Here is a 23,215-nt window from a genome sequence, read left to right as displayed (position 1 = left end):
TGCAGACATCATGTGTGACTGAGTATTGGTGTAGGCTCTGGCCTAAAATCACCCGCCAGCAGATAATACCTGCTGGCTTTTTTCGTTTCAGCAGCGCAATTAAGGAACTGTATGCTCTGGATTATGACGATGGGGCGGCGTCTTAACGGCGTTTACGCGGCGTTCATGCTGGTGGCTTTTATGATGGGCGTGGCAGGTGCGCTTCAGGCACCGACGTTGAGCCTGTTTTTGAGCCGCGAAGTGGGCGCGCAACCGTTTTGGGTCGGTTTGTTTTATACGGTAAACGCCATTGCCGGGATCGCGGTGAGTCTGGGGCTGGCAAAACGTTCGGATAACCGGGGCGACCGTCGTCGACTGATCATGTTTTGCTGTCTGATGGCTATCGGTAATGCGCTGTTGTTTGCCTTTAATCGCCATTACCTCACGTTGATTACCTGCGGCGTACTGCTGGCATCGCTGGCGAATAGCGCCATGCCGCAGCTGTTTGCGCTGGCACGGGAGTATGCAGACAGTTCGGCGCGGGAAGTGGTGATGTTCAGCTCGGTGATGCGTGCCCAGCTCTCGCTGGCGTGGGTGATTGGCCCGCCGCTGGCGTTTATGCTGGCGCTGAATTATGGCTTCACCACGATGTTTGCTATCGCGGCCGGGATCTTTGCCATCAGCCTGGTGCTGATAGCGTTGATACTGCCTTCAGTGGCGCGTGTTGAACAACCCGTTGATGCGCCCGAAACGCCGACCGGCGGCTGGCAGGATAAAAATGTGCGCATGCTGTTTATTGCGTCCACCTTAATGTGGACCTGCAACACCATGTACATCATTGATATGCCGCTCTGGATTAGCAGCGATCTTGGGCTGCCGGATAAACTGGCGGGGATCCTGATGGGGACGGCGGCAGGGCTGGAAATCCCGGCGATGATCCTCGCGGGCTATTATGTAAAGCGCTTCGGAAAGCGGCGCATGATGATCACGGCGGTCGCGGCAGGCGTCCTGTTTTATCTCGGACTTATCTTTTTTCACAGCCATGCGGCGTTGCTGGTGCTGCAACTGTTTAATGCGGTGTTTATTGGCATTATCGCGGGCATCGGGATGCTGTGGTTTCAGGATCTGATGCCGGGGCGAGCGGGGTCGGCAACAACGCTGTTCACCAACAGTATTTCGACGGGAGTGATCCTGGCGGGCGTTATCCAGGGCGCGGTAGCGCAAAGTTACGGGCATTTTGCCGTCTATTGGGTGATTGCGGCGATTTCTGTGGTGACGCTGGTGATGACCGGACGGGTAAAAGATGTATAAAAATGCCGGATGAGACGCGTTGCGTCGTCATCCGGCATCATCAGTATCAGCGCATAAACGCCGGTTGCTTCTCTTCATATGCCGTAATGGCATCTTCGTGTTGCAGTGTCAGCCCGATGCTGTCCAGACCGTTCATCATGCAGTGGCGGCGAAACGCGTCGAGCGCGAAGGGGTAGGATTTATCCCCCGCTTTAACCACCTGAGCCTCCAGGTCCACGTCGAATGTGATGCCCGGATTCGCCTGCACCAGGGTAAACAGTTCATCCACTTCTGCATCGCTTAACTTCACTGGCAGCAACTGGTTGTTGAAGCTGTTGCCGTAGAAAATATCCGCGAAGCTGGGGGCGATGACCACTTTGAACCCGTAATCCGTCAGCGCCCATGGCGCGTGCTCGCGCGAAGAGCCGCAGCCAAAGTTTTCCCGCGCCAGAAGAATGGAGGCCCCTTTATATTGCGGGAAGTTCAGCACGAACTCTGGATTGGGTTGCTGGCCCTGTTCATCCAGGAATCGCCAGTCGTTAAACAGGTGTGCGCCAAAGCCGGTACGGGTGACTTTCTGCAAAAACTGTTTAGGAATAATGGCGTCGGTGTCGACGTTGGCGGCATCCAGCGGGACAACCAGGCCGGTATGTTGGATAAATTTCTCTGCCATGGTGGTTTCCTTATTTGATGCTGCGAATGTCGGCAAAATGACCGGTAACGGCGGCGGCGGCGGCCATGGCCGGGCTGACTAAGTGTGTACGTCCACCGCGGCCCTGACGACCTTCAAAGTTACGGTTGCTGGTGGAAGCGCAACGTTCACCCGGATTCAGGCGATCGTTGTTCATTGCCAGACACATGGAGCAACCGGGTAAACGCCACTCAAAACCGGCTTCAATGAAGATCTTGTCCAGACCTTCCGCTTCCGCTTGGGCTTTCACTGGACCAGAGCCAGGCACGACCAGCGCCTGTACGCCCGGAGCCACTTTGCGTCCTTTGGCAATTTCTGCCGCCGCACGTAAATCTTCAATACGCGAGTTGGTACAGGAGCCGATAAACACTTTATCAATAGCCACTTCCGTTAACGGAATACCGGGTTTCAGCCCCATATAGGCCAGCGCTTTTTCGGCGGAGGCGCGTTCGACGGGGTCGGCAAATGATGCGGGATCGGGAATATTCTCCGTCACGGAGATGACCTGGCCTGGGTTGGTGCCCCAGGTGACCTGTGGTGCTATCTCTTCCGCCTGCAGGGTAACGACGGTATCAAATTTGGCGCCATCGTCGGTCTTCAGGGTTTTCCAGTATGCTACGGCGTCGGTAAAATCTTTCCCCTTCGGCGCGTGCAGACGACCCTGTACATAGTTGAACGTGGTGTCATCTGGCGCGACCAGACCGGCTTTCGCGCCCATTTCGATGGCCATGTTGCACAGCGTCATACGACCTTCCATGCTCAGGGCCTGGATCGCGTCACCGCAAAACTCAACCACATGCCCGGTACCGCCGGCGCTGCCGGTTTTCCCAATGATCGCCAGCACGATATCTTTTGCCGTAATCCCCGGTGCCGCAGTGCCATTAACTTCTATTTTCATGGTTTTGGCACGGCCCTGTTTCAGGGTCTGCGTCGCCAGGACGTGCTCAACTTCAGAGGTGCCGATACCGAACGCCAGCGCGCCAAATGCGCCGTGGGTCGCCGTGTGGGAGTCGCCGCAGACAATGGTCATGCCCGGTAAGGTGACGCCTTGCTCTGGCCCCATAACATGGACAATGCCCTGATACGGGTGGTTCAGATCGTACAACTCCACGCCGAACTCATTGCAGTTTTTAATCAATTCCTGCATCTGAATGCGGGCCATCTCGCCGGACGCGTTGATGTCTTTGGTTTGCGTAGAGACGTTATGATCCATCGTCGCGAAGGTTTTACCCGGCTGGCGAACCGGACGGCCATGCGCGCGCAGACCATCAAATGCCTGCGGAGAGGTCACTTCATGCACCAGATGACGGTCGATATATAACAGCGGGGTTTCGTTCGGCGCTTCAAAGACGACGTGTGCATCGAACAATTTTTCATACAATGTTTTAGCCATGATTACACCCCTTCTGCGACGTAGCGGGCGATGATATCGCCCATCTCATCGGTACTGACTGCGGCAGCGCCACGGGCTAAATCACCGGTGCGGATACCTTCTTCTAACGCGCGATTAATGGCGCTTTCTATCGCGGTTGCGGCGTCGTTTGCCTCCAGGCTGTAGCGCAACAGCAGCGCCAGAGAGAGGATTTGCGCAATCGGATTGGCAATGTTTTTCCCGGCGATGTCTGGTGCCGAACCGCCAGCAGGTTCATACAGGCCGAAACCTTGTTCATTCAGGCTGGCGGAAGGCAGCATGCCCATGGAACCGGTGATCATGGCGCATTCGTCAGACAGGATGTCGCCAAACAGGTTGGAGCACAGCAGCACGTCGAACTGAGACGGATCTTTGATCAACTGCATGGTGGCGTTGTCGATGTACATGTGCGCCAGTTCAACGTCCGGATACTCTTTCGCGATTTCATTGACGATCTCACGCCACAGAATGGAGGTTTGCAGCACGTTCGCTTTATCAATCGACGTCACTTTATGACGGCGTTTACGGGCTGACTCAAAAGCAATGCGTGCAATCCGCTCGATTTCAAAACGGTGATAGACCTCGGTATCAAAGGCTTTTTCATACTGGCCGTGACCTTCACGGCCTTTTGGCTGACCGAAATAGATCCCGCCGGTCAACTCGCGCACGCACAGGATATCGAAACCGTTGGCGGCAATATCCGCACGTAACGGGCAGAATGCCTCCAGCCCCTGATACAGTTTGGCTGGACGCAGGTTGCTGAATAATTTGAAATGCTTACGCAGCGGCAGTAAAGCGCCGCGCTCAGGCTGCTGGTCTGGCGGCAGTTTTTCCCATTTTGGGCCGCCGACCGAGCCAAACAAAATGGCGTCCGCTTGCTCACACCCTTCAACCGTGGCCGGCGGCAGCGGTTGACCGTGATTGTCGATGGCGGCGCCGCCTACGTCGTAATGGCTGGTGGTAATACGCATGGCAAAGCGGTTGCGAACGGCATCCAGTACTTTCAGGGCTTGTGCCATCACTTCTGGGCCAATACCGTCGCCCGGCAAAACAGCAATATGGTAATTCTTCGACATCACACGGTTTCCTTGTTGTTTTCGTTGTTCTGAGCTTTGCGTTGCAACTCTTTTTCGACTTCAGCCGCACGCCAGATGTTGTTCAGGACGTGCACCATCGCTTTGGCGGAGGATTCGACGATATCCGTCGTCAGGCCGACACCGTGGAAACGGCGACCGTTATAGTTGGCGACGATATCCACCTGGCCCAGCGCATCTTTGCCGTGGCCTTTTGCCGTTAAGCTGTATTTCACCAGTTCGACGTTGTAATCAGTGATACGGTTGATGGCCTGGTAGATCGCATCGACGGGACCGTTGCCGTTGGCCGCCTCAGCCTTCACTTCGTTACCGCAGGCCAGTTTGACGGACGCCGTGGCGATATCGTTCGAACCGGACTGCACGTTGAAATAATCCAGACGGAAATGCTCCGGCTCTTCCTGCTGTTTGTTAATGAAGGCCAGCGCTTCCAGGTCGTAGTCGAATACCTGACCTTTTTTATCCGCCAGTTTCAGGAACGCGTCATACAGATTGTCCAGGCTGTATTCGTCCTCTTTATAACCCATCTCATCCATACGGTGTTTTACCGCCGCGCGGCCTGAGCGTGACGTCAGGTTCAACTGAACTTGATTCAGGCCGATCGATTCTGGTGTCATGATTTCGTAGTTTTCACGATTTTTCAGCACGCCATCCTGATGGATGCCGGAAGAGTGGGCAAAGGCGCCGCTGCCAACAATCGCTTTGTTCGCCGGAATCGGCATGTTACAGATTTGGCTGACTAACTGGCTGGTACGCCAGATTTCCTGGTGATGAATGCGGGTCTGTACGTTCAGGATATCTTTACGCACTTTAATCGCCATGATCACCTCTTCCAGCGAGCAGTTACCGGCACGTTCGCCGATACCGTTCATCGCGCCTTCTACCTGACGCGCGCCCGCATGCACTGCTGCCAGTGCGTTACCCACGCCCAAACCTAAGTCATCGTGGGTGTGAACAGAGATGATGGCTTTATCGATGTTCGGAACTCGCTCATACAGCCCGGAAATGATACCCGCAAACTCGAAAGGCATGGTGTAACCCACGGTATCAGGGATATTGATGGTTCTTGCCCCTGCATTGATGGCGGCTTCTACCACGCGAGCCAGGTCGGCAATCGGGGTGCGGCCTGCATCTTCGCATGAGAATTCCACGTCATCCGTGTAATTGCGCGCACGTTTGACCATGTAAACCGCGCGTTCAATGACCTCGTCCAGCGTGCTGCGCAATTTGGTGGCGATATGCATCGGCGAGGTGGCGATAAACGTATGGATACGGAATGCCTCAGCGACTTTCAGCGACTCAGCCGCCACATCGATATCTTTTTCTACACAGCGGGCCAGAGCACACACACGGCTATTTTTAACCTGGCGCGCAATGGTCTGTACGGACTCAAAATCGCCAGGGGAAGAGACAGGGAAACCGACTTCCATTACGTCAACGCCCATACGCTCAAGCGCCAGGGCAATCTGCAGTTTTTCTTTCACACTCAGGCTTGCCTGTAACGCCTGTTCACCGTCGCGTAAGGTCGTATCGAAAATAATGACTTGCTGGCTCATGGTTTAGGTCCTTGTCTCTGAGAGCGCCTTGCATCAGGCATAAAAAAACCCGCGCAACGGCGCGGGTTTTTTGTCTTACTGGAAGCTGACTTAATGCTGAATGTCGCTCACCAGTCTACCGCGCAACGAGGATGCGTTTAGTAGTAGTAGGCTGAGGAAGCGAACGTTACGAATCATTAATCAAACTCCAGGCGAAAGCGATATGCTTTTAGTGGTACTGGATACGTTGTCTGAAGTCAACCCTGTCTCCTGTAAAATAACGCTGTTACGCAGGGGAATCTGTCTTTTACTTTAGCTAATTGTGCTGGGCAATCAGTCCAATAAAAGACAAATTAGTGGTTTGTCGTTCACACTTTTCATCATTTGAAATACTTAAGCATACTTTTTTTCATTTGCCTGTGAAGAAAGGTCTTTGGAAGGTCTTGTAAAGGCGTTGTTTATCTTTATGATTTACATTGTTTTTATATTTTCAGTGAATGAGTTTTTATCCTCGCCAGCACCTTATTGATAAATTAATGTTAAGAGTAAGGGTTCTGTTAATATAAATATTTAATTAAAACTTAAATAATCATTCACTAAACGTATGATTGTGTATTCGTCGCGCTTATGGTTATATTACTTCCGTAATTTGAACATTATGAATTATTGGGTGTGACATTTATCACGTTATGTTTGTCATATCTTTCACCGTTTTCTAAACGATGCCTTTATGTTTTCCTAATTTTTTTATTTTTCTTTTTCTTATTCTATATGCATGGTAAATCATATTTTCTGAGTTTATTTCTGCATTCCCCCCAAGGAAAAGGAAGTGTAGTGTGACAGTGGAGTTAAATATGCCAGAGGTAAAAACTAAACCGCATCTTTTAGAGATGGGGAAACCGCAACTTCGAATGGTTGATCTCAATTTATTAACCGTTTTTGATGCGGTAATGCAGGAACAGAATATCACGCGAGCGGCACATTCTCTGGGGATGTCACAACCTGCGGTAAGTAACGCAGTTGCGCGTTTGAAAGTCATGTTTAATGACGAGTTATTTGTGCGTTACGGGCGTGGTATTCAGCCGACAGCGCGTGCATTTCAGCTATTCGGTTCCGTTCGGCAGGCGCTGCAACTGGTGCAGAATGAGTTACCGGGTTCGGGCTTCGAACCGACCAGCAGCGAACGCGTGTTCAATCTTTGTGTCTGTAGTCCGTTGGATAATATTCTGACGTCTCTTATTTATAATCGTGTAGAACAAATTGCCCCGAATATACATGTTGTTTTTAAATCATCATTAAATCAGAACACAGAACATCAATTACGTTATCAGGAAACGGAATTTGTTATTAGTTATGAGGAATTTCGTCGTCCCGAGTTCACCAGCATTCCGCTGTTTAATGATGAAATGGTATTAGTTGCCAGTAAAAAACATCCGCATATCAATGGTCCATTGCTGGAAAGCGATGTGTATAATGAACAGCACGCTGTTGTTTCACTGGATCGTTTTGCTTCTTTTAGTCAACCCTGGTATGACTCAGCGGATAAACAAGCCTGTGTCGCCTATCAAGGTATGGCGATGATTAGCGTGCTTAATGTTGTTTCGCAAACGCACCTGGTTTCTATTGCCCCTCGTTGGCTGGCAGAAGAATTTGCGGGCTCATTAGAATTACAAATATTGCCTTTACCTTTAAAACTGAATAACCGGACGTGTTATCTCTCCTGGCATGAAGCAGCGGGTCGCGATAAAGGACATCAGTGGATGGAAGAGTTATTGGTTTCTGTCTGCAAGCGATAAAACGGGCAGAATAAATCAGGGGGCGACTTCTGGTTTATTCTGCATTTTTTAATAAGTGTGAAATTTTATACTGAATTCACTGTTGAGCTTCATGTTGGGCATCCTGAAAAATAGAGGAATTGCTGTAACTCCTCATTTTTAAGCGATTAATTGTCACCACGAATGCGTATCATGGTGTAATCCGCCATTAAATCCTTTCATTCCTCTCATTTATTCTAATCTCACTCTGTTTACGGGCGTCTACCCGAATTGCCTGCATCAGGACGAGCGGTTAATGTGTTTAGCAAATGTTAATCATCATACAGTGAGGCAAGCCATGGAGATGTTGTCTGGAGCCGAGATGGTCGTGCGATCGCTCATCGATCAGGGCGTGAAACAGGTTTTCGGATATCCCGGGGGCGCAGTTCTCGATATTTATGATGCACTGCATACGGTGGGGGGGATCGATCACGTCCTGGTACGTCATGAACAGGCTGCCGTGCATATGGCTGATGGGTTAGCGCGGGCGACCGGTGAGGTAGGCGTGGTGCTGGTGACTTCAGGTCCCGGAGCGACAAACGCCATTACAGGCATCGCTACGGCCTACATGGATTCTATTCCGCTGGTGATCCTTTCCGGCCAGGTGGCGACCTCGTTGATTGGCTACGATGCGTTTCAGGAATGTGACATGGTGGGGATCTCCCGCCCGGTGGTAAAACACAGTTTCCTGGTCAAGCAGACGGAAGATATCCCTCAGGTGCTCAAAAAGGCGTTTTGGCTGGCGGCGAGCGGGCGGCCTGGCCCTGTCGTGGTGGATTTACCCAAAGATATTCTAAGCCCGGCGAAAAAACTGCCTTATGTCTGGCCGGATGCCGTCAGTATGCGTTCGTATAATCCGACAACGACAGGGCATAAAGGGCAAATTAAGCGCGCGTTGCAAACCCTGGTTGCAGCGAAAAAACCGGTGGTCTACGTGGGCGGCGGGGCGATAAATTCAGCCTGCCATGAGGAACTACGTCAGACGGTTGAGACGCTCAATCTCCCGGTTGTCTCTTCATTAATGGGGCTTGGCGCATTCCCGGCAACGCATCAACAGTCCTTAGGGATGTTGGGAATGCATGGCACGTATGAAGCGAATATGACCATGCATAACGCGGATGTGATTTTTGCGGTGGGGGTACGGTTCGACGATCGCACAACTAATAACCTGGCAAAATATTGTCCGAATGCGACCGTTTTACATATTGATATTGATCCTACGTCTATCTCAAAAACCGTGACGGCAGATGTGCCGATTGTGGGCGACGCGCGTCTGGTGCTGGAGCAGATGCTGGAATTGCTACCGCAAGAGTCCGCCGCGCAACCGTTGGATGATATTCGCGACTGGTGGCAGCAGATTGAGCGCTGGCGTGCCCGCCAGTGTCTGAAATATGACACGCAAAGTGAGAGCATCAAACCGCAAGCGGTGATCGAGGCTATCTGGCGTCTCACCAAAGGCGAGGCGTACGTCACCTCCGACGTCGGCCAACACCAAATGTTTGCCGCGCTTTACTACCCGTTTGATAAACCGCGTCGCTGGATTAACTCCGGTGGGCTGGGCACCATGGGGTTTGGTCTGCCTGCGGCGCTGGGGGTGAAGATGGCGCTGCCCGAAGAAACGGTCGTTTGTGTGACCGGGGATGGCAGTATCCAGATGAACATCCAGGAGCTGTCGACTGCGCTGCAGTATGAACTGCCTGTTCTGGTGCTCAACCTGAATAACCGATATCTGGGGATGGTTAAGCAGTGGCAGGACATGATCTACTCGGGGCGTCATTCACAATCTTACATGCAGTCGTTGCCTGATTTTGTGCGTCTGGCGCAAGCCTATGGGCATGTTGGGATCCAGATTAACCATCCGGGCGAGCTGGAAAGCAAACTGAGCGAGGCCCTTGAGCACGTACATAATAATCGCCTGGTCTTCGTCGACGTGACGGTGGATGGCAGTGAGCATGTCTACCCTATGCAGATTCGCGGGGGCGGGATGGATGAAATGTGGTTAAGCAAAACGGAGAGGACCTGATTATGCGCCGGATATTATCTGTATTGCTGGAGAACGAGTCAGGGGCATTGTCGCGCGTTATCGGCCTCTTTTCGCAGCGTGGCTACAATATTGAAAGCCTGACCGTTGCGCCGACTGACGATCCGACATTATCGCGTATGACCATCCAGACCGTGGGTGATGAAAAAGTCCTCGAACAAATCGAAAAACAATTGCACAAGCTGGTCGATGTGTTGCGGGTGAGTGAGCTTGGGCAAGGGGCGCATGTTGAACGTGAAATCATGCTGGTGAAGATCCAGGCCAGCGGCTACGGGCGCGAAGAGGTCAAGCGCAACACCGAGATCTTCCGTGGGCAGATCATCGACGTCACCCCGTCTATTTATACCGTCCAACTGGCGGGAACCAGTGAAAAGCTGGATGCTTTCCTGGCAACGTTGCGCGAGGTGGCGAAGATTGTCGAAGTTGCGCGTTCAGGCGTGGTCGGTCTTTCGCGCGGTGACAAAATCATGCGCTAAGGAATACCTTACTCCGATTTCGTAGGCTCAACGTTACCGGTTGGGCCTTTTTTTGCGAAATCTGCAATAACCAGAGACAAAAGCGGTTGCACGCAGTGCGTATTCTGCGATTAGATGTTAATTAATTTTACCCATGCCGTCTCAGTGGTTATGGTTTGTACTTTTTACGCAAGGGGCAATTGTGAAACTGGATGAAATCGCTCGGCTAGCCGGTGTATCGCGAACGACTGCAAGCTACGTTATTAACGGAAAAGCAAAGCAATATCGCGTGAGCGACAAGACCGTTGAAAAAGTCATGGCGGTGGTGCGCGAGCATAATTATCACCCCAATGCTGTGGCTGCCGGGCTGCGTGCGGGACGCACTCGCTCCATTGGTCTGGTCATTCCTGACCTTGAGAACACAAGTTATACCCGCATTGCAAACTATCTGGAACGCCAGGCGCGCCAGCGGGGTTATCAACTGTTAATCGCCTGTTCTGAAGATCAGCCGGATAACGAAATGCGCTGCATCGAACACCTTTTGCAGCGCCAGGTGGATGCAATCATTGTGTCGACCTCTTTGCCGCCGGAGCATCCTTTCTATCAGCGCTGGGCGAATGACGCGTTCCCGATTGTTGCGCTGGATCGTGCCCTCGATCGCGAACATTTTACCAGCGTTGTTGGCGCTGATCAGGATGACGCAGAAATGCTGGCTGGAGAGCTTCGCAAATTCCCTGGGGAAACGGTGCTCTATTTGGGCGCGCTGCCAGAACTGTCGGTGAGTTTCCTGCGTGAGCAGGGATTCCGTACCGCGTGGAAGGATGATCCGCGTGAAGTGCATTTCTTGTATGCCAACAGTTACGAGCGGGCCGCCGCAGCGCAGCTGTTTGAAAAATGGCTGGAAACGCACCCGATGCCGCAGGCGCTGTTTACCACCTCTTTTGCATTGTTGCAGGGCGTGATGGATGTGACATTACGTCGTGACGGAAAATTACCTTCCGAACTGGCTATCGCTACTTTTGGTGATAATGAACTGCTTGATTTTCTGCAATGTCCGGTACTTGCCGTGGCGCAACGCCATCGTGATGTCGCCGAGCGCGTTCTTGAGATTGTTCTGGCGAGTCTGGATGAGCCCCGTAAGCCAAAACCGGGTTTAACACGGATCAAACGTAATTTGTATCGCCGTGGCGTCCTTAGCCGTAGCTGAGTTAATACCCCCGCGCCAGAAAATGCTTAGGTGCGGGGGAAATAAAAAAAGAAAATCAATAACCGTATCAGAATTAAGATTATTCCTTAAAATCTCGCTGAGATATCTTATAAATAATCCTGATTGCACTCTCACAACCCTTTTTCAGGTTATTGGGCGGTAACGGCAGGTTGCTCTTGTATTATTTTGTTACATGCTTGTGGGGAATTGCCGAATTAACAAACACTTTCCTTCCCTGATGCGGTAACGCATCGTACTCCCTGGCTGTAAGGGGCATAACGACCGATAAACAGGTACTGTTATCCCGTTGCAATATGTCCTAAAATGCCGCTCGCGTCGCAAACTGACACTTTATATTTTCTTCAGATGGTATTGAGTCGTTTTAAACGGTGATGAGTTTTTGTTTTTTTTCTTACAAATATTCATGACGTTAATTTGCTTCGTTCGTTGGACGTAATTTAATCAACGCTGATATTAGCCGTAAACATTGGGTTTTTTGCTCCGGTAAGCGTTGCTACTGGCTTGACAAGCTTTTCCTCCGCTCCGTAAACTCCTTTAAGTGGGATTTTGTGGGATAAAGTGGTAATTGGGGGTGAGGCTGGCATGTTCCGGGGAGCAACGTTAGTCAATCTCGACAGTAAAGGGCGCTTATCTGTGCCCACCCGTTATCGGGATCAACTGCTCGAGAGCGCTACCGGTCAAATGGTGTGTACCATTGACATTCATCACCCGTGCCTGCTGCTGTACCCCCTGCCTGAATGGGAAGTTATCGAGCAAAAATTATCGCGTCTGTCGAGCATGAATCCGGTTGAGCGCCGCGTGCAGCGCTTACTATTGGGACATGCCAGCGAATGTCAGATGGACAGTGCCGGTCGTCTATTGATCGCGCCGATTCTGCGGCAACATGCCGCACTGACGAAAGAAGTGATGCTGGTTGGACAGTTCAACAAATTTGAACTGTGGGATGAAACGACCTGGTATCAACGGGTCAAGGAAGATATCGACGCTGAGCAGTCTGTTACCGAAACCTTGTCGGAGCGACTGCAGGACTTGTCTCTATAATGATGATGGAAAATTTTAAACATACAACGGTGCTGCTGGACGAGGCCGTAAACGGTCTGAACATTCGCCCTGACGGCATTTACATTGATGGGACATTTGGTCGCGGTGGTCACTCACGTCTGATCCTGTCGCAACTTGGCGACAACGGACGTTTACTGGCAATCGATCGCGATCCGCAGGCTATTGCCGTTGCCCAAACCATCAATGATCCTCGCTTCTCCATCATTCATGGACCTTTCTCTGCGCTGGCTGAGTACGTCGCCGAGCGTGAACTGACGGGTAAGATTGACGGAATCCTTCTCGATCTTGGCGTCTCTTCTCCGCAACTCGATGATGCCGAGCGCGGCTTTTCCTTCATGCGTGACGGTCCGTTGGATATGCGAATGGATCCGACGCGCGGTCAGTCTGCTGCCGAATGGCTGCAAACCGCTGAAGAAGCAGACATCGCCTGGGTGATCAAAACCTTTGGCGAGGAGCGTTTTGGTAAACGCATTGCCCGCGCCATTGTTGAACGTAACCGCATTGAACCGATGACGCGTACCAAAGAGCTTGCAGAGGTGATTGCGGCGGCGACGCCGGTGAAGGACAAACATAAACATCCCGCGACCCGTACCTTCCAGGCGGTGCGCATTTGGGTGAACAGTGAACTGGAGGAGATAGAGCAGGCGCTAAAAAGCTCGCTCAGCGTGCTGGCCCCGGGAGGGCGACTTTCCATCATCAGTTTCCACTCGCTGGAAGACCGTATTGTGAAGCGCTTTATGCGTGAGCAAAGTCGCGGTCCGCAAGTACCAGCAGGATTGCCGATGACGGAAGATCAGCTCAAAAAGCTGGGTGGCCGCGAGTTGCGAGCGTTAGGTAAGTTGATGCCGGGCGAAGAAGAGGTGGCAGAGAATCCACGTGCCCGTAGTTCAGTTCTGCGAATTGCAGAGAGGACGAACGCATGATCAGCAGAGTGACAGATGCCCTCAGCAAAGTTAAGGGATCAATAGGAAGCAACGAGCGCCATGCTTTGCCTGGCGTGATCGGTGACGATCTTTTGCGGTACGGGAAGCTGCCACTCTGCCTGTTCATTTGCATCATTTTGACGGCGGTGACTGTTGTCACCACGGCGCATCACACGCGACTATTGACCGCGCAGCGTGAGCAATTGGTTCTGGAGCGGGATGCGTTGGATATCGAATGGCGCAACCTGATCCTTGAAGAGAATGCGCTCGGCGATCATAGCCGGGTGGAACGGATTGCAACGGAAAAACTGCAGTTGCAGCATGTTGATCCCTCACAAGAAAATATCGTAGTGCAAAAATAAGGATAAACGCGACGCATGAAAGCAGCGGCAAAAACGCTCAAACCAAAACGCCAGGAAGAACAGCCCAACTTTATCAGTTGGCGTTTTGCGTTGCTGTGCGGCTGCATTTTACTGGCGCTGGTTTTTCTGTTGGGTCGCGCGGCCTGGCTACAGATCATCGCGCCGGATATGCTGGTGCGCCAGGGGGACATGCGTTCTCTGCGTGTGCAGGAAGTCGCAACATCACGCGGTATGATAACCGATCGCTCTGGTCGTCCGCTGGCTGTGAGTGTCCCGGTAAAAGCGATTTGGGCCGATCCGAAAGAGCTGCATGATGCCGGTGGCATTACGCTGGATAATCGCTGGAAAGCGCTGGCTGACGCGCTGAAAATGCCGCTCGATCAGCTGGCGGCGCGGGTTAACGCGAATCCAAGAGGCCGCTTTATTTATCTGGCGCGTCAGGTAAACCCGGATCTTGGCGATTACATCAAAAAGCTGAAGCTTCCTGGTATTCATCTGCGTGAAGAATCCCGCCGTTACTATCCTTCCGGAGAAGTGACCGCTCACCTCATTGGTTTTACCAACGTCGACAGTCAGGGTATTGAAGGCGTTGAGAAGAGCTTTGATAAGTGGCTTACGGGTCAGCCGGGCGAACGTGTTGTGCGTAAAGATCGCTATGGTCGCGTCATTGAGGATATCTCTTCTACCGACAGTCAGGCGGCGCATAACCTGGCGTTGAGCATTGATGAACGCTTACAGGCGCTGGTGTATCGCGAGCTGAATAACGCTGTAGCCTTTAACAAGGCGGAGTCGGGTAGCGCCGTGCTGGTGGATGTGAGCACTGGCGAAGTGCTGGCGATGGCTAACAGCCCGTCTTATAACCCGAACAACCTGACCGGCACGCAGAAAGATGTCATGCGTAACCGTACCATTACCGACGTCTTCGAACCGGGGTCAACCGTCAAACCGATGGTGGTGATGACCGCGCTACAACGCGGCGTGGTGCGTGAAAATACCGTACTCAACACCATTCCCTACCGAATTAACGGTCACGAAATCAAAGACGTGGCGCGTTACAGCGAACTGACCCTTACCGGGGTTTTACAGAAGTCGAGTAACGTCGGTGTTTCTAAGCTGGCGTTAGCGATGCCGTCCTCAGCGTTAGTAGATACTTACTCACGTTTTGGGCTGGGAAAAGCGACCAATTTGGGGTTGGTCGGAGAACGCAGTGGCTTATATCCTCAAAAACAACGGTGGTCTGACATAGAGAGGGCCACCTTCTCTTTCGGCTACGGGCTAATGGTAACGCCGTTACAGTTAGCGCGAGTCTATGCAACGATTGGCAGCTACGGCGTCTATCGCCCGCTCTCAATTACCAAAGTTGACCCGCCCGTTCCGGGCGAGCGTATTTTCCCGGAATCTACCGTTCGTACCGTCGTGCACATGATGGAAAGCGTGGCGTTACCGGGCGGCGGCGGCGTGAAGGCCGCGATCAAAGGTTATCGCATCGCCATTAAAACCGGTACGGCGAAAAAAGTGGGGCCGGACGGGCGCTACATCAATAAATACATTGCGTATACCGCAGGCGTTGCACCTGCGAGTCAGCCGCGCTTTGCGCTGGTTGTTGTTATCAACGATCCGCAGGCGGGTAAATACTACGGCGGCGCCGTTTCCGCGCCGGTCTTTGGTGCCATCATGGGCGGCGTACTGCGCACCATGAACATCGAACCGGACGCACTGGCAACGGGCGAGAAAAGTGAATTCGTAATTAATCAAGGCGAGGGAACAGGTGGCAGATCGTAATTTGCGCGACCTTCTTGCTCCATGGGTGCCGGGCGCACCAGAGCGAGCACTGCGGGAGATGACACTCGACAGCCGTGTGGCTGCATCGGGCGATCTCTTTGTGGCAGTAAAAGGTCATCAGGCGGACGGGCGTCGATATATCCCGCAGGCGATAGCGCAAGGTGTGGCTGCCATTATTGCAGAGGCAAAAGATGAGGCGACCGACGGTGAGATCCGTGAAATGCACGGCGTTCCGGTCATCTATCTCAGCCAGCTCAACGAGCGTTTATCTGCACTGGCTGGTCGCTTCTATCATGAACCCTCAGAAAGAATGCGTCTGGTGGGCGTGACCGGCACAAACGGTAAAACCACAACCACCCAACTGCTGGCGCAATGGAGCCAATTGCTCGGCGAAACCAGCGCAGTGATGGGTACGGTAGGTAATGGTCTGCTGGGCAAAGTGATCCCGACGGAAAATACCACCGGTTCAGCGGTTGATGTCCAGCATGTGCTGGCGGGACTGGTAGAACAGGGCGCGACACTCGGCGCGATGGAAGTCTCTTCTCATGGCCTGGTGCAACACCGCGTTGCAGCGCTGAAATTTGCGGCGTCAGTCTTTACGAATTTAAGTCGTGATCACCTCGACTATCACGGTGACATGGAGCATTACGAAGCGGCGAAATGGCTGCTGTACTCCACGCATCACTGCGGTCAGGCGATTGTTAATGCTGATGATGACGTGGGGCGTCGCTGGCTGGCGAAACTGCCGGACGCGGTTGCCGTTTCGATGGAAGACCGTATTAATCCCAACTGCCATGGCCGTTGGTTGAAAGCCGTTGAGGTGAATTACCACGACAGCGGAGCGACCATTCGTTTTGCTTCCAGTTGGGGCGAAGGCGAGATTGAAAGCCGTCTGATGGGCGCGTTTAACGTCAGCAACCTTCTGCTGGCGCTGGCTACGCTGCTGGCGTTGGGTTATCCGTTGGCAGAACTGCTGAAAACAGCCTCCCGCCTGCAGCCCGTTTGCGGGCGCATGGAAGTCTTCAGTGCGCCGGGTAAACCGACTGTCGTTGTTGACTACGCCCATACGCCGGACGCGCTGGAAAAAGCGCTCGAAGCGGCACGCCTGCATTGCGCAGGCAAACTGTGGTGCGTCTTCGGCTGCGGCGGCGATCGCGACAAAGGCAAACGTCCGCTAATGGGCGCGATTGCTGAACAATTTGCTGATGTGGCGGTGGTGACCGACGACAACCCGCGTACTGAAGAGCCGCGCGCCATTATCAACGATATCCTTGCCGGAATGCTGGACGCCGGGCATGCGAAGGTGATGGAAGGCCGTGCCGAAGCCGTCACCAACGCCATTATGCAAGCGAAAGAAGACGACGTCGTACTGATTGCGGGTAAGGGTCATGAGGATTATCAGATCGTCGGCTCCCAGCGTCTTGACTATTCCGATCGTGTGACCGCCGCGCGTCTGCTGGGGGTTATCGCATGATTAGCGTAACGCTCAGCCAACTGGCTGAGATTCTGCATGGCGAGTTGCAAGGTGCCGATTTGACGCTGGACGCGGTAACGACCGATACGCGTCAACTGACGCCGGGCTGCCTGTTTGTGGCGCTGAAAGGCGAACGCTTCGACGCCCACGATTTTGCCGATAAAGCAAAAGCAGGCGGGGCAGGGGCGCTGCTGGTCAGCCGTCCGCTGGATATCTCCCTCCCGCAACTGATTGTCAAAGACACGCGTCTGGCGTTTGGTGAACTGGCGGCGTGGGTACGCGCGCAGGTTCCGACCCGCGTGGTGGCATTGACCGGTTCATCCGGTAAAACATCGGTTAAAGAGATGACGGCGGCCATTCTGAGCCAGTGCGGAAACACCTTGTACACCGCCGGCAATCTCAATAACGACATCGGCGTGCCGATGACGCTGCTACGTCTGAATCATGATTATGACTATGCGGTGATTGAATTAGGCGCTAACCACCAGGGTGAAATTGCCTGGACCGTTGGCCTGACGCGTCCGGAAGCGGCGCTGGTGAACAATCTCGCTGCGGCGCACCTGGAAGGGTTCGGCTCGCTGGCGGGTGTAGCGAAAGCCAAAGGCGAAATCTTTACCGGTCTGCAGGAAAACGGCATTGCCATCTTGAATGCCGATAACAACGACTGGCTGAACTGGCAGAGCATCATTGGCGATCGCACTGTCTGGCGCTTTTCGCCCAATGCCGCCAACAGTGATTTCACGGCAACCCAAATCCACGTGACGCTGCATGGCACAACATTTTCTCTGCAAACCCCGAAGGGCAGCATTGATGTGCTACTGCCGTTACCTGGTCGCCACAACATCGCCAACGCGCTTGCTGCGAGCGCGCTGTCGATGGCGGTTGGCGCGCCGCTTGAGGCTATCAAAGCGGGTCTGGCTAATTTAACAGCCGTACCTGGCCGTTTATTCCCGATCCCACTGGCAGAAAACCAGCTGCTGCTTGATGACTCCTACAACGCCAATGTGGGGTCGATGACCGCCGCCGTTCAGGTTCTTTCTGAAATGCCGGGCTTCCGTGTGTTGGTGGTTGGCGATATGGCAGAACTGGGGGCAGAAAGCGAAGCGTGCCATGTGCAGGTCGGCGAGGCGGCGAAAGCGGCAGATATCGATTGTGTATTGAGTACAGGGAAACTGAGCCAGGCCATCAGTAACGCCAGCGGCGTCGGCGAGCATTTTGCTGACAAATCTGCGTTAGTGGCGCGTCTTAAGGCGCTGGTTGCAGAGCATCAGACAATGACTGTTTTAGTGAAAGGTTCACGTAGTGCCGCCATGGAAGAGGTAGTACGCGCATTACAGGAGAATGGGACATGTTAGTTTGGCTGGCCGAACATTTGGTCAAATATTATTCCGGCTTTAACGTCTTTTCGTATCTGACGTTTCGCGCCATCGTCAGCCTGCTGACCGCGCTGTTCATCTCTTTGTGGATGGGCCCGCGCATGATTGCCCGTTTACAAAAATTGTCGTTTGGCCAGGTTGTACGTAACGACGGTCCGGAGTCGCATTTCAGCAAGCGCGGTACGCCGACGATGGGCGGCATTATGATCCTGACCGCGATTGTCGTTTCTGTGCTGCTGTGGGCATACCCGTCTAACCCGTATGTCTGGTGTGTATTGGTCGTGCTGGTTGGCTACGGCATTATTGGGTTCGTCGATGACTATCGCAAAGTGGTCCGCAAAGACACGAAAGGCCTGATTGCGCGCTGGAAGTATTTCTGGATGTCCGTCATCGCATTAGGCGTGGCGTTTGCCCTCTATCTGGCGGGCAAAGATACGCCAGCCACTCAACTGGTTGTGCCGTTCTTTAAAGACGTGATGCCTCAGCTGGGGCTGTTCTACGTTCTGCTGGCGTACTTCGTGATTGTGGGGACGGGGAACGCGGTCAACCTGACCGATGGTCTTGATGGCCTGGCGATTATGCCAACCGTGTTTGTCGCGGCTGGTTTTGCGCTGGTGGCGTGGGCGAGCGGTAACATGAACTTCGCCAGCTACCTGCACATTCCCTATTTACGCCATGCTGGTGAACTGGTGATTGTCTGTACGGCGATTGTCGGCGCGGGGTTAGGCTTTCTGTGGTTTAACACCTATCCGGCGCAGGTCTTTATGGGTGACGTCGGTTCACTGGCGCTGGGCGGCGCGCTCGGGATTATCGCCGTGCTGCTGCGCCAGGAATTCCTGCTGGTGATTATGGGTGGGGTGTTCGTGGTGGAAACGTTGTCGGTCATCCTGCAGGTCGGTTCCTTTAAGCTGCGCGGACAGCGTATTTTCCGCATGGCGCCGATTCACCATCACTATGAACTGAAAGGCTGGCCGGAGCCGCGCGTTATTGTGCGCTTCTGGATTATTTCGCTGATGCTGGTGCTGATTGGCCTGGCAACGCTGAAGGTACGTTAATCATGGCTGATTACCAGGGTAAAAACGTCGTTATCATTGGTCTGGGTCTCACCGGGCTTTCTTGCGTGGACTTTTTCCTCGCGCGCGGCGTGACGCCGCGTGTGATGGATACCCGCGCGACGCCGCCGGGACTGGATAAATTACCTGAAGCGGTTGAACGCCACGTTGGCAGCCTGAACGACGAGTGGCTGTTGGCCGCCGATCTGGTGGTTGCCAGCCCTGGTATTGCCCTTGCGCATCCTTCACTACGCGCTGCTGCTGATGCGGGCATTGAAATTGTGGGCGACATTGAGCTGTTCTGTCGCGAAGCGCAGGCACCCATTGTCGCTATCACCGGGTCGAACGGTAAAAGCACGGTAACGACGCTGGTCGGCGAAATGGCGAAAGCGGCAGGCGTTAACGTCGGTGTGGGCGGCAATATCGGTCTGCCAGCCCTGATGTTGCTGGATGACGATCGCGAACTCTATGTGCTTGAACTGTCCAGTTTCCAACTGGAAACCACGTCCAGTCTACAGGCCGTTGCCGCAACGATTCTGAACGTGACTGAAGACCATATGGACAGATATCCATTTGGTCTTCAACAGTATCGCGCGGCAAAACTGCGCGTGTACGAGAATGCGAAAGTGTGCGTGGTCAATGCCGATGATGCGCTAACCATGCCGGTACGCGGTGCGGATGAGCGCTGTGTGAGTTTTGGCGTCAATATGGGTGACTATCACCTTAACCGTCAGCAGGGCGAAACCTGGCTGCGCGTCAAAGGCGAAAAAATACTGAACGTGAAAGAGATGAAGCTTTCCGGTCAGCATAACTACACCAACGCGCTGGCGGCGCTGGCACTGGCGGACGCAGCAGGATTACCTCGTGCCAGCAGCCTGAAAGCGCTAACGACGTTTACCGGTCTTGCGCATCGCTTCCAATTGGCGCTGGAGCATAACGGTGTTCGCTGGATCAACGATTCTAAAGCGACCAATGTAGGCAGTACCGAAGCGGCGTTGAAGGGGCTGCATGTCGATGGCACGCTGCATCTGCTGCTCGGCGGAGATGGTAAATCAGCGGATTTCTCTTCGTTGGGGCGTTATTTGAACGGCGATCGTGTTCGTCTGTACTGCTTTGGTCGTGATGGTGCACAACTGGCGGAACTGCGTCCGGACGTCGCTGAACAGACGGAAACGATGGAAGAGGCGATGCGTTTGATCGCGCCGCGCGTGAAGCCGGGAGATATGGTGCTGTTGTCGCCCGCCTGCGCCAGCCTCGATCAGTTCAAGAATTTTGAGCAGCGGGGGGATGAATTTACCCGCCTGGCGAAGGAGTTGGGTTGATGCGCTTCTCTCTGCCTCGCCTGAGAATGCCGCGCCTGCCGGGATTTGGACTCCTGGCATGGGGCTTTGCTGCGCTTAAGGGCTGGGTGATGGCTTCGCGTGAGAAAGACGCGGACAGCCTGATTATGTACGACCGCATGTTGTTGTGGTTAACCCTGGGACTTGCGGCGATTGGTTTCGTGATGGTGACGTCAGCGTCGATGCCCGTGGGGCAAAGACTGGCGAACGATCCGTTCCTGTTTGCCAAACGTGATGCGCTGTATATTTTCCTGGCATTTTGCCTGGGGATGGTCACGCTGCGTTTGCCGATGGAGTTCTGGCAAAAGTACAGCACCACGATGCTGATTGCGTCGATCATCATGCTGTTGATCGTACTGGTGGTGGGGAGTTCCGTTAACGGGGCATCGCGTTGGATTGCACTGGGGCCGCTGCGTATTCAGCCTGCGGAATTCACCAAGCTGTCGCTGTTCTGCTACCTCGCGAACTACCTGGTGCGTAAGGTCGACGAGGTGCGTAATAACCTGCGCGGCTTCTTAAAACCGATGGGCGTGATCCTGGTGCTGGCAGTGCTTTTGCTGGCGCAGCCTGACCTCGGTACGGTGGTGGTGTTATTTGTGACCACGCTGGCGATGCTGTTTCTTGCCGGGGCGAAACTGTGGCAGTTCATCGCCATCATCGGGATGGGGATATCGGCGGTTGTTCTGCTGATCCTCGCCGAGCCTTATCGTATTCGCCGTGTGACCTCTTTCTGGAACCCCTGGGAAGATCCGTTTGGCAGCGGTTACCAGTTAACGCAATCGCTGATGGCATTTGGTCGCGGTGAAGTCTGGGGGCAAGGACTGGGGAATTCGGTACAAAAACTGGAGTACCTGCCGGAGGCGCATACCGACTTTATCTTCGCCATTATTGGGGAAGAACTGGGTTATATCGGTGTGGTATTGGCACTTTTAATGGTATTCTTCGTCGCTTTTCGCGCGATGTCGATTGGGCGTAAAGCGCTGGAAATTGACCACCGTTTCTCCGGTTTTCTCGCCTGTTCGATCGGTATCTGGTTTAGTTTCCAGGCACTTGTCAACGTTGGCGCAGCTGCCGGTATGCTACCGACCAAAGGTCTGACGCTGCCGCTGATCAGCTACGGTGGTTCGAGTTTGTTGATTATGTCGACAGCCATCATGTTTTTGTTACGTATTGATTATGAAACGCGTCTGGAAAAAGCGCAGGCGTTTACACGAGGTTCACGATGAGTGGTCAACCGAAGCGGTTAATGGTGATGGCAGGCGGTACCGGCGGACATGTGTTCCCAGGATTGGCCGTTGCTCACCATTTAATGGCCCAGGGCTGGCAGGTTCGCTGGCTGGGCACCGCCGATCGTATGGAAGCGGATTTAGTGCCAAAACACGGCATTGAGATTGACTTCATTCGTATCTCCGGTTTGCGTGGCAAAGGGATCAAGGCATTGCTTGCCGCCCCGCTGCGTATTTTTAACGCCTGGCGTCAGGCGCGCGCCATCATGCAACAGTTCAAACCCGACGTGGTGCTGGGCATGGGGGGCTATGTTTCCGGTCCCGGCGGCCTTGCTGCCTGGTCTTTAGGGATCCCGGTGGTGCTGCATGAGCAGAACGGTATTGCCGGTTTGACCAATAAATGGTTGGCGAAGATAGCAACCACGGTTATGCAGGCTTTTCCTGGCGCCTTCCCGAAAGCGGAAGTGGTGGGGAATCCGGTGCGTACGGACGTGCTGGCGCTGCCTCTGCCGCAGGAGCGTCTGGCGGGGCGTGAAGGCCCGGTTCGTCTGCTGGTGGTTGGCGGTTCCCAGGGCGCTCGCGTTCTGAACCAGACGCTACCGCTGGTTGCCGCAAAACTTGGCGATGCGGTCACTATCTGGCATCAGAGCGGTAAAGGCGCGCAGCAGACGGTTGAAGACGCTTATGCACAGGCGGGGCAACCGCAGCATAAGGTGACGGAGTTTATTGACGACATGGCAGGCGCTTACGCGTGGGCAGATGTGGTTGTTTGTCGTTCGGGTGCATTGACCGTGAGCGAGATTGCTGCCGCAGGGTTACCTGCGCTGTTTGTGCCCTTTCAGCATAAAGACAGGCAGCAGTACTGGAATGCGCTGCCGCTGGAAAAAGCGGGCGCAGCCAAAATTCTCGAGCAGCCACAGTTTACCGTGGATGCCGTCGCCAGCACCCTTTCCGGGTGGTCGCGAGAAACGTTACTCACCATGGCAGAGCGTGCTCGCGCGGCATCGATTCCTGATGCCACAGAACGAGTCGCAAATGAAGTGAGCCGGGCTGCCCGGGTGTAATTGTGGCGGTGCCTTTTGC

At 53.7% G+C, this 23,215-nt stretch carries 20 protein-coding genes; 15 read left to right on the top strand and 5 right to left on the bottom strand.

Going from position 1 to position 23,215, the window contains the following annotated elements; all coding sequences use genetic code 11:
• Positions 1–111: 111 nt before the first annotated feature.
• On the top strand, positions 112–1,290 hold the full coding sequence (locus JM656_RS17975) for a sugar efflux transporter (RefSeq protein WP_203358941.1): 1,179 nt from the start codon (positions 112–114) through the stop codon (positions 1,288–1,290).
• Positions 1,291–1,336: 46 nt separating this feature from the next.
• Here JM656_RS17975 and leuD read toward each other — a convergent pair whose 3' ends face one another.
• The 5 genes from leuD to leuL all read right to left on the bottom strand — a co-directional run bounded on the left by leuD (position 1,337) and on the right by leuL (position 6,195).
• A complete protein-coding gene (gene leuD / locus JM656_RS17970) occupies positions 1,337–1,942 on the bottom strand; it encodes a 3-isopropylmalate dehydratase small subunit (RefSeq protein ID WP_203358940.1) in 606 nt (201 codons plus the stop codon).
• Positions 1,943–1,952: 10 nt separating this feature from the next.
• Positions 1,953–3,353 carry a 3-isopropylmalate dehydratase large subunit gene (gene leuC, locus JM656_RS17965; RefSeq protein ID WP_203358939.1) on the bottom strand — a complete coding sequence of 467 codons (1,401 nt, stop codon included), beginning with the start codon at positions 3,351–3,353 and terminating at the stop codon, positions 1,953–1,955.
• 2 nt (positions 3,354–3,355) lie between these two features.
• Positions 3,356–4,447, bottom strand: coding sequence for a 3-isopropylmalate dehydrogenase (leuB, locus tag JM656_RS17960; protein ID WP_203358938.1), 1,092 nt, complete (start codon positions 4,445–4,447; stop codon positions 3,356–3,358).
• On the bottom strand, positions 4,447–6,018 hold the full coding sequence (gene leuA, locus JM656_RS17955; protein ID WP_203358937.1) for a 2-isopropylmalate synthase: 1,572 nt from the start codon (positions 6,016–6,018) through the stop codon (positions 4,447–4,449). The genes leuB and leuA overlap by 1 nt, the downstream gene beginning before the upstream one ends.
• A 90-nt stretch (positions 6,019–6,108) precedes the next feature.
• Complete coding sequence (leuL, locus tag JM656_RS22530) at positions 6,109–6,195, bottom strand: leu operon leader peptide (protein ID WP_192614293.1); 87 nt, start codon at positions 6,193–6,195, stop codon at positions 6,109–6,111.
• 656 nt (positions 6,196–6,851) lie between these two features.
• Here leuL and leuO point away from each other — a divergent pair.
• From leuO to murG, 14 genes are all read left to right on the top strand, one after another.
• Positions 6,852–7,793, top strand: coding sequence for a transcriptional regulator LeuO (gene leuO / locus JM656_RS17945; protein WP_203361320.1), 942 nt, complete (start codon positions 6,852–6,854; stop codon positions 7,791–7,793).
• Between the two features lie 316 nt (positions 7,794–8,109).
• The gene (ilvI, locus tag JM656_RS17940) at positions 8,110–9,834 is read left to right on the top strand and encodes an acetolactate synthase 3 large subunit (RefSeq protein ID WP_203358936.1); all 1,725 of its coding nucleotides are present in this window, start codon (positions 8,110–8,112) and stop codon (positions 9,832–9,834) included.
• Between the two features lie 2 nt (positions 9,835–9,836).
• Complete coding sequence (gene ilvN, locus JM656_RS17935; RefSeq protein WP_162380992.1) at positions 9,837–10,328, top strand: acetolactate synthase small subunit; 492 nt, start codon at positions 9,837–9,839, stop codon at positions 10,326–10,328.
• A gap of 181 nt (positions 10,329–10,509) precedes the next feature.
• A complete protein-coding gene (gene cra / locus JM656_RS17930) occupies positions 10,510–11,514 on the top strand; it encodes a catabolite repressor/activator (RefSeq protein ID WP_203358935.1) in 1,005 nt (334 codons plus the stop codon).
• A gap of 603 nt (positions 11,515–12,117) precedes the next feature.
• On the top strand, positions 12,118–12,576 hold the full coding sequence (gene mraZ, locus JM656_RS17925) for a division/cell wall cluster transcriptional repressor MraZ (RefSeq protein ID WP_203361319.1): 459 nt from the start codon (positions 12,118–12,120) through the stop codon (positions 12,574–12,576).
• A 2-nt stretch (positions 12,577–12,578) separates the two neighbouring features.
• Positions 12,579–13,520, top strand: coding sequence for a 16S rRNA (cytosine(1402)-N(4))-methyltransferase RsmH (gene rsmH, locus JM656_RS17920; protein WP_192614295.1), 942 nt, complete (start codon positions 12,579–12,581; stop codon positions 13,518–13,520).
• A complete protein-coding gene (gene ftsL / locus JM656_RS17915) occupies positions 13,517–13,882 on the top strand; it encodes a cell division protein FtsL (protein WP_203358934.1) in 366 nt (121 codons plus the stop codon). The genes rsmH and ftsL overlap by 4 nt, the downstream gene beginning before the upstream one ends.
• A 15-nt stretch (positions 13,883–13,897) precedes the next feature.
• On the top strand, positions 13,898–15,664 hold the full coding sequence (locus JM656_RS17910) for a peptidoglycan glycosyltransferase FtsI (protein WP_203358933.1): 1,767 nt from the start codon (positions 13,898–13,900) through the stop codon (positions 15,662–15,664).
• On the top strand, positions 15,651–17,138 hold the full coding sequence (gene murE / locus JM656_RS17905; RefSeq protein ID WP_203358932.1) for a UDP-N-acetylmuramoyl-L-alanyl-D-glutamate--2,6-diaminopimelate ligase: 1,488 nt from the start codon (positions 15,651–15,653) through the stop codon (positions 17,136–17,138). Before JM656_RS17910 ends, murE begins: the two co-directional genes overlap by 14 nt.
• On the top strand, positions 17,135–18,493 hold the full coding sequence (murF, locus tag JM656_RS17900) for a UDP-N-acetylmuramoyl-tripeptide--D-alanyl-D-alanine ligase (protein ID WP_203358931.1): 1,359 nt from the start codon (positions 17,135–17,137) through the stop codon (positions 18,491–18,493). Before murE ends, murF begins: the two co-directional genes overlap by 4 nt.
• Positions 18,487–19,569, top strand: coding sequence for a phospho-N-acetylmuramoyl-pentapeptide-transferase (gene mraY / locus JM656_RS17895; protein WP_203358930.1), 1,083 nt, complete (start codon positions 18,487–18,489; stop codon positions 19,567–19,569). The genes murF and mraY overlap by 7 nt, the downstream gene beginning before the upstream one ends.
• Before the next feature lie 2 nt (positions 19,570–19,571).
• The gene (gene murD / locus JM656_RS17890) at positions 19,572–20,888 is read left to right on the top strand and encodes a UDP-N-acetylmuramoyl-L-alanine--D-glutamate ligase (protein WP_203358929.1); all 1,317 of its coding nucleotides are present in this window, start codon (positions 19,572–19,574) and stop codon (positions 20,886–20,888) included.
• Positions 20,888–22,132 carry a cell division protein FtsW gene (gene ftsW / locus JM656_RS17885; RefSeq protein WP_203358928.1) on the top strand — a complete coding sequence of 415 codons (1,245 nt, stop codon included), beginning with the start codon at positions 20,888–20,890 and terminating at the stop codon, positions 22,130–22,132. The genes murD and ftsW overlap by 1 nt, the downstream gene beginning before the upstream one ends.
• Positions 22,129–23,196: an undecaprenyldiphospho-muramoylpentapeptide beta-N-acetylglucosaminyltransferase gene (gene murG / locus JM656_RS17880; protein WP_203358927.1), complete on the top strand. Its 1,068-nt coding sequence runs from the start codon at positions 22,129–22,131 to the stop codon at positions 23,194–23,196. Before ftsW ends, murG begins: the two co-directional genes overlap by 4 nt.
• The last annotated feature ends 19 nt before the right edge of the window (positions 23,197–23,215 follow it).

Origin of the sequence: Citrobacter sp. R56, from assembly GCF_016811995.1 — a bacterium.
GTDB lineage: Bacteria > Pseudomonadota > Gammaproteobacteria > Enterobacterales > Enterobacteriaceae > Citrobacter_D > Citrobacter_D enshiensis.
This window is presented reverse-complemented; position numbering and strand designations above follow the sequence as displayed.

Coding starts and splice junctions, on each gene's coding strand:
- leuD (WP_203358940.1), bottom strand. CDS start 1,942: ATGGCAGAGAAATTTATCCAACATACCGGCCTGGTTGTCCCGCTGGAT.
- rsmH (WP_192614295.1), top strand. CDS start 12,579: ATGATGGAAAATTTTAAACATACAACGGTGCTGCTGGACGAGGCCGTA.
- ftsL (WP_203358934.1), top strand. CDS start 13,517: ATGATCAGCAGAGTGACAGATGCCCTCAGCAAAGTTAAGGGATCAATA.
- leuL (WP_192614293.1), bottom strand. CDS start 6,195: ATGATTCGTAACGTTCGCTTCCTCAGCCTACTACTACTAAACGCATCC.
- leuO (WP_203361320.1), top strand. CDS start 6,852: ATGCCAGAGGTAAAAACTAAACCGCATCTTTTAGAGATGGGGAAACCG.
- leuA (WP_203358937.1), bottom strand. CDS start 6,018: ATGAGCCAGCAAGTCATTATTTTCGATACGACCTTACGCGACGGTGAA.
- leuC (WP_203358939.1), bottom strand. CDS start 3,353: ATGGCTAAAACATTGTATGAAAAATTGTTCGATGCACACGTCGTCTTT.
- murF (WP_203358931.1), top strand. CDS start 17,135: ATGATTAGCGTAACGCTCAGCCAACTGGCTGAGATTCTGCATGGCGAG.
- murG (WP_203358927.1), top strand. CDS start 22,129: ATGAGTGGTCAACCGAAGCGGTTAATGGTGATGGCAGGCGGTACCGGC.
- mraZ (WP_203361319.1), top strand. CDS start 12,118: ATGTTCCGGGGAGCAACGTTAGTCAATCTCGACAGTAAAGGGCGCTTA.
- ftsW (WP_203358928.1), top strand. CDS start 20,888: ATGCGCTTCTCTCTGCCTCGCCTGAGAATGCCGCGCCTGCCGGGATTT.
- leuB (WP_203358938.1), bottom strand. CDS start 4,447: ATGTCGAAGAATTACCATATTGCTGTTTTGCCGGGCGACGGTATTGGC.
- JM656_RS17975 (WP_203358941.1), top strand. CDS start 112: ATGCTCTGGATTATGACGATGGGGCGGCGTCTTAACGGCGTTTACGCG.
- JM656_RS17910 (WP_203358933.1), top strand. CDS start 13,898: ATGAAAGCAGCGGCAAAAACGCTCAAACCAAAACGCCAGGAAGAACAG.
- ilvN (WP_162380992.1), top strand. CDS start 9,837: ATGCGCCGGATATTATCTGTATTGCTGGAGAACGAGTCAGGGGCATTG.
- ilvI (WP_203358936.1), top strand. CDS start 8,110: ATGGAGATGTTGTCTGGAGCCGAGATGGTCGTGCGATCGCTCATCGAT.
- murD (WP_203358929.1), top strand. CDS start 19,572: ATGGCTGATTACCAGGGTAAAAACGTCGTTATCATTGGTCTGGGTCTC.
- mraY (WP_203358930.1), top strand. CDS start 18,487: ATGTTAGTTTGGCTGGCCGAACATTTGGTCAAATATTATTCCGGCTTT.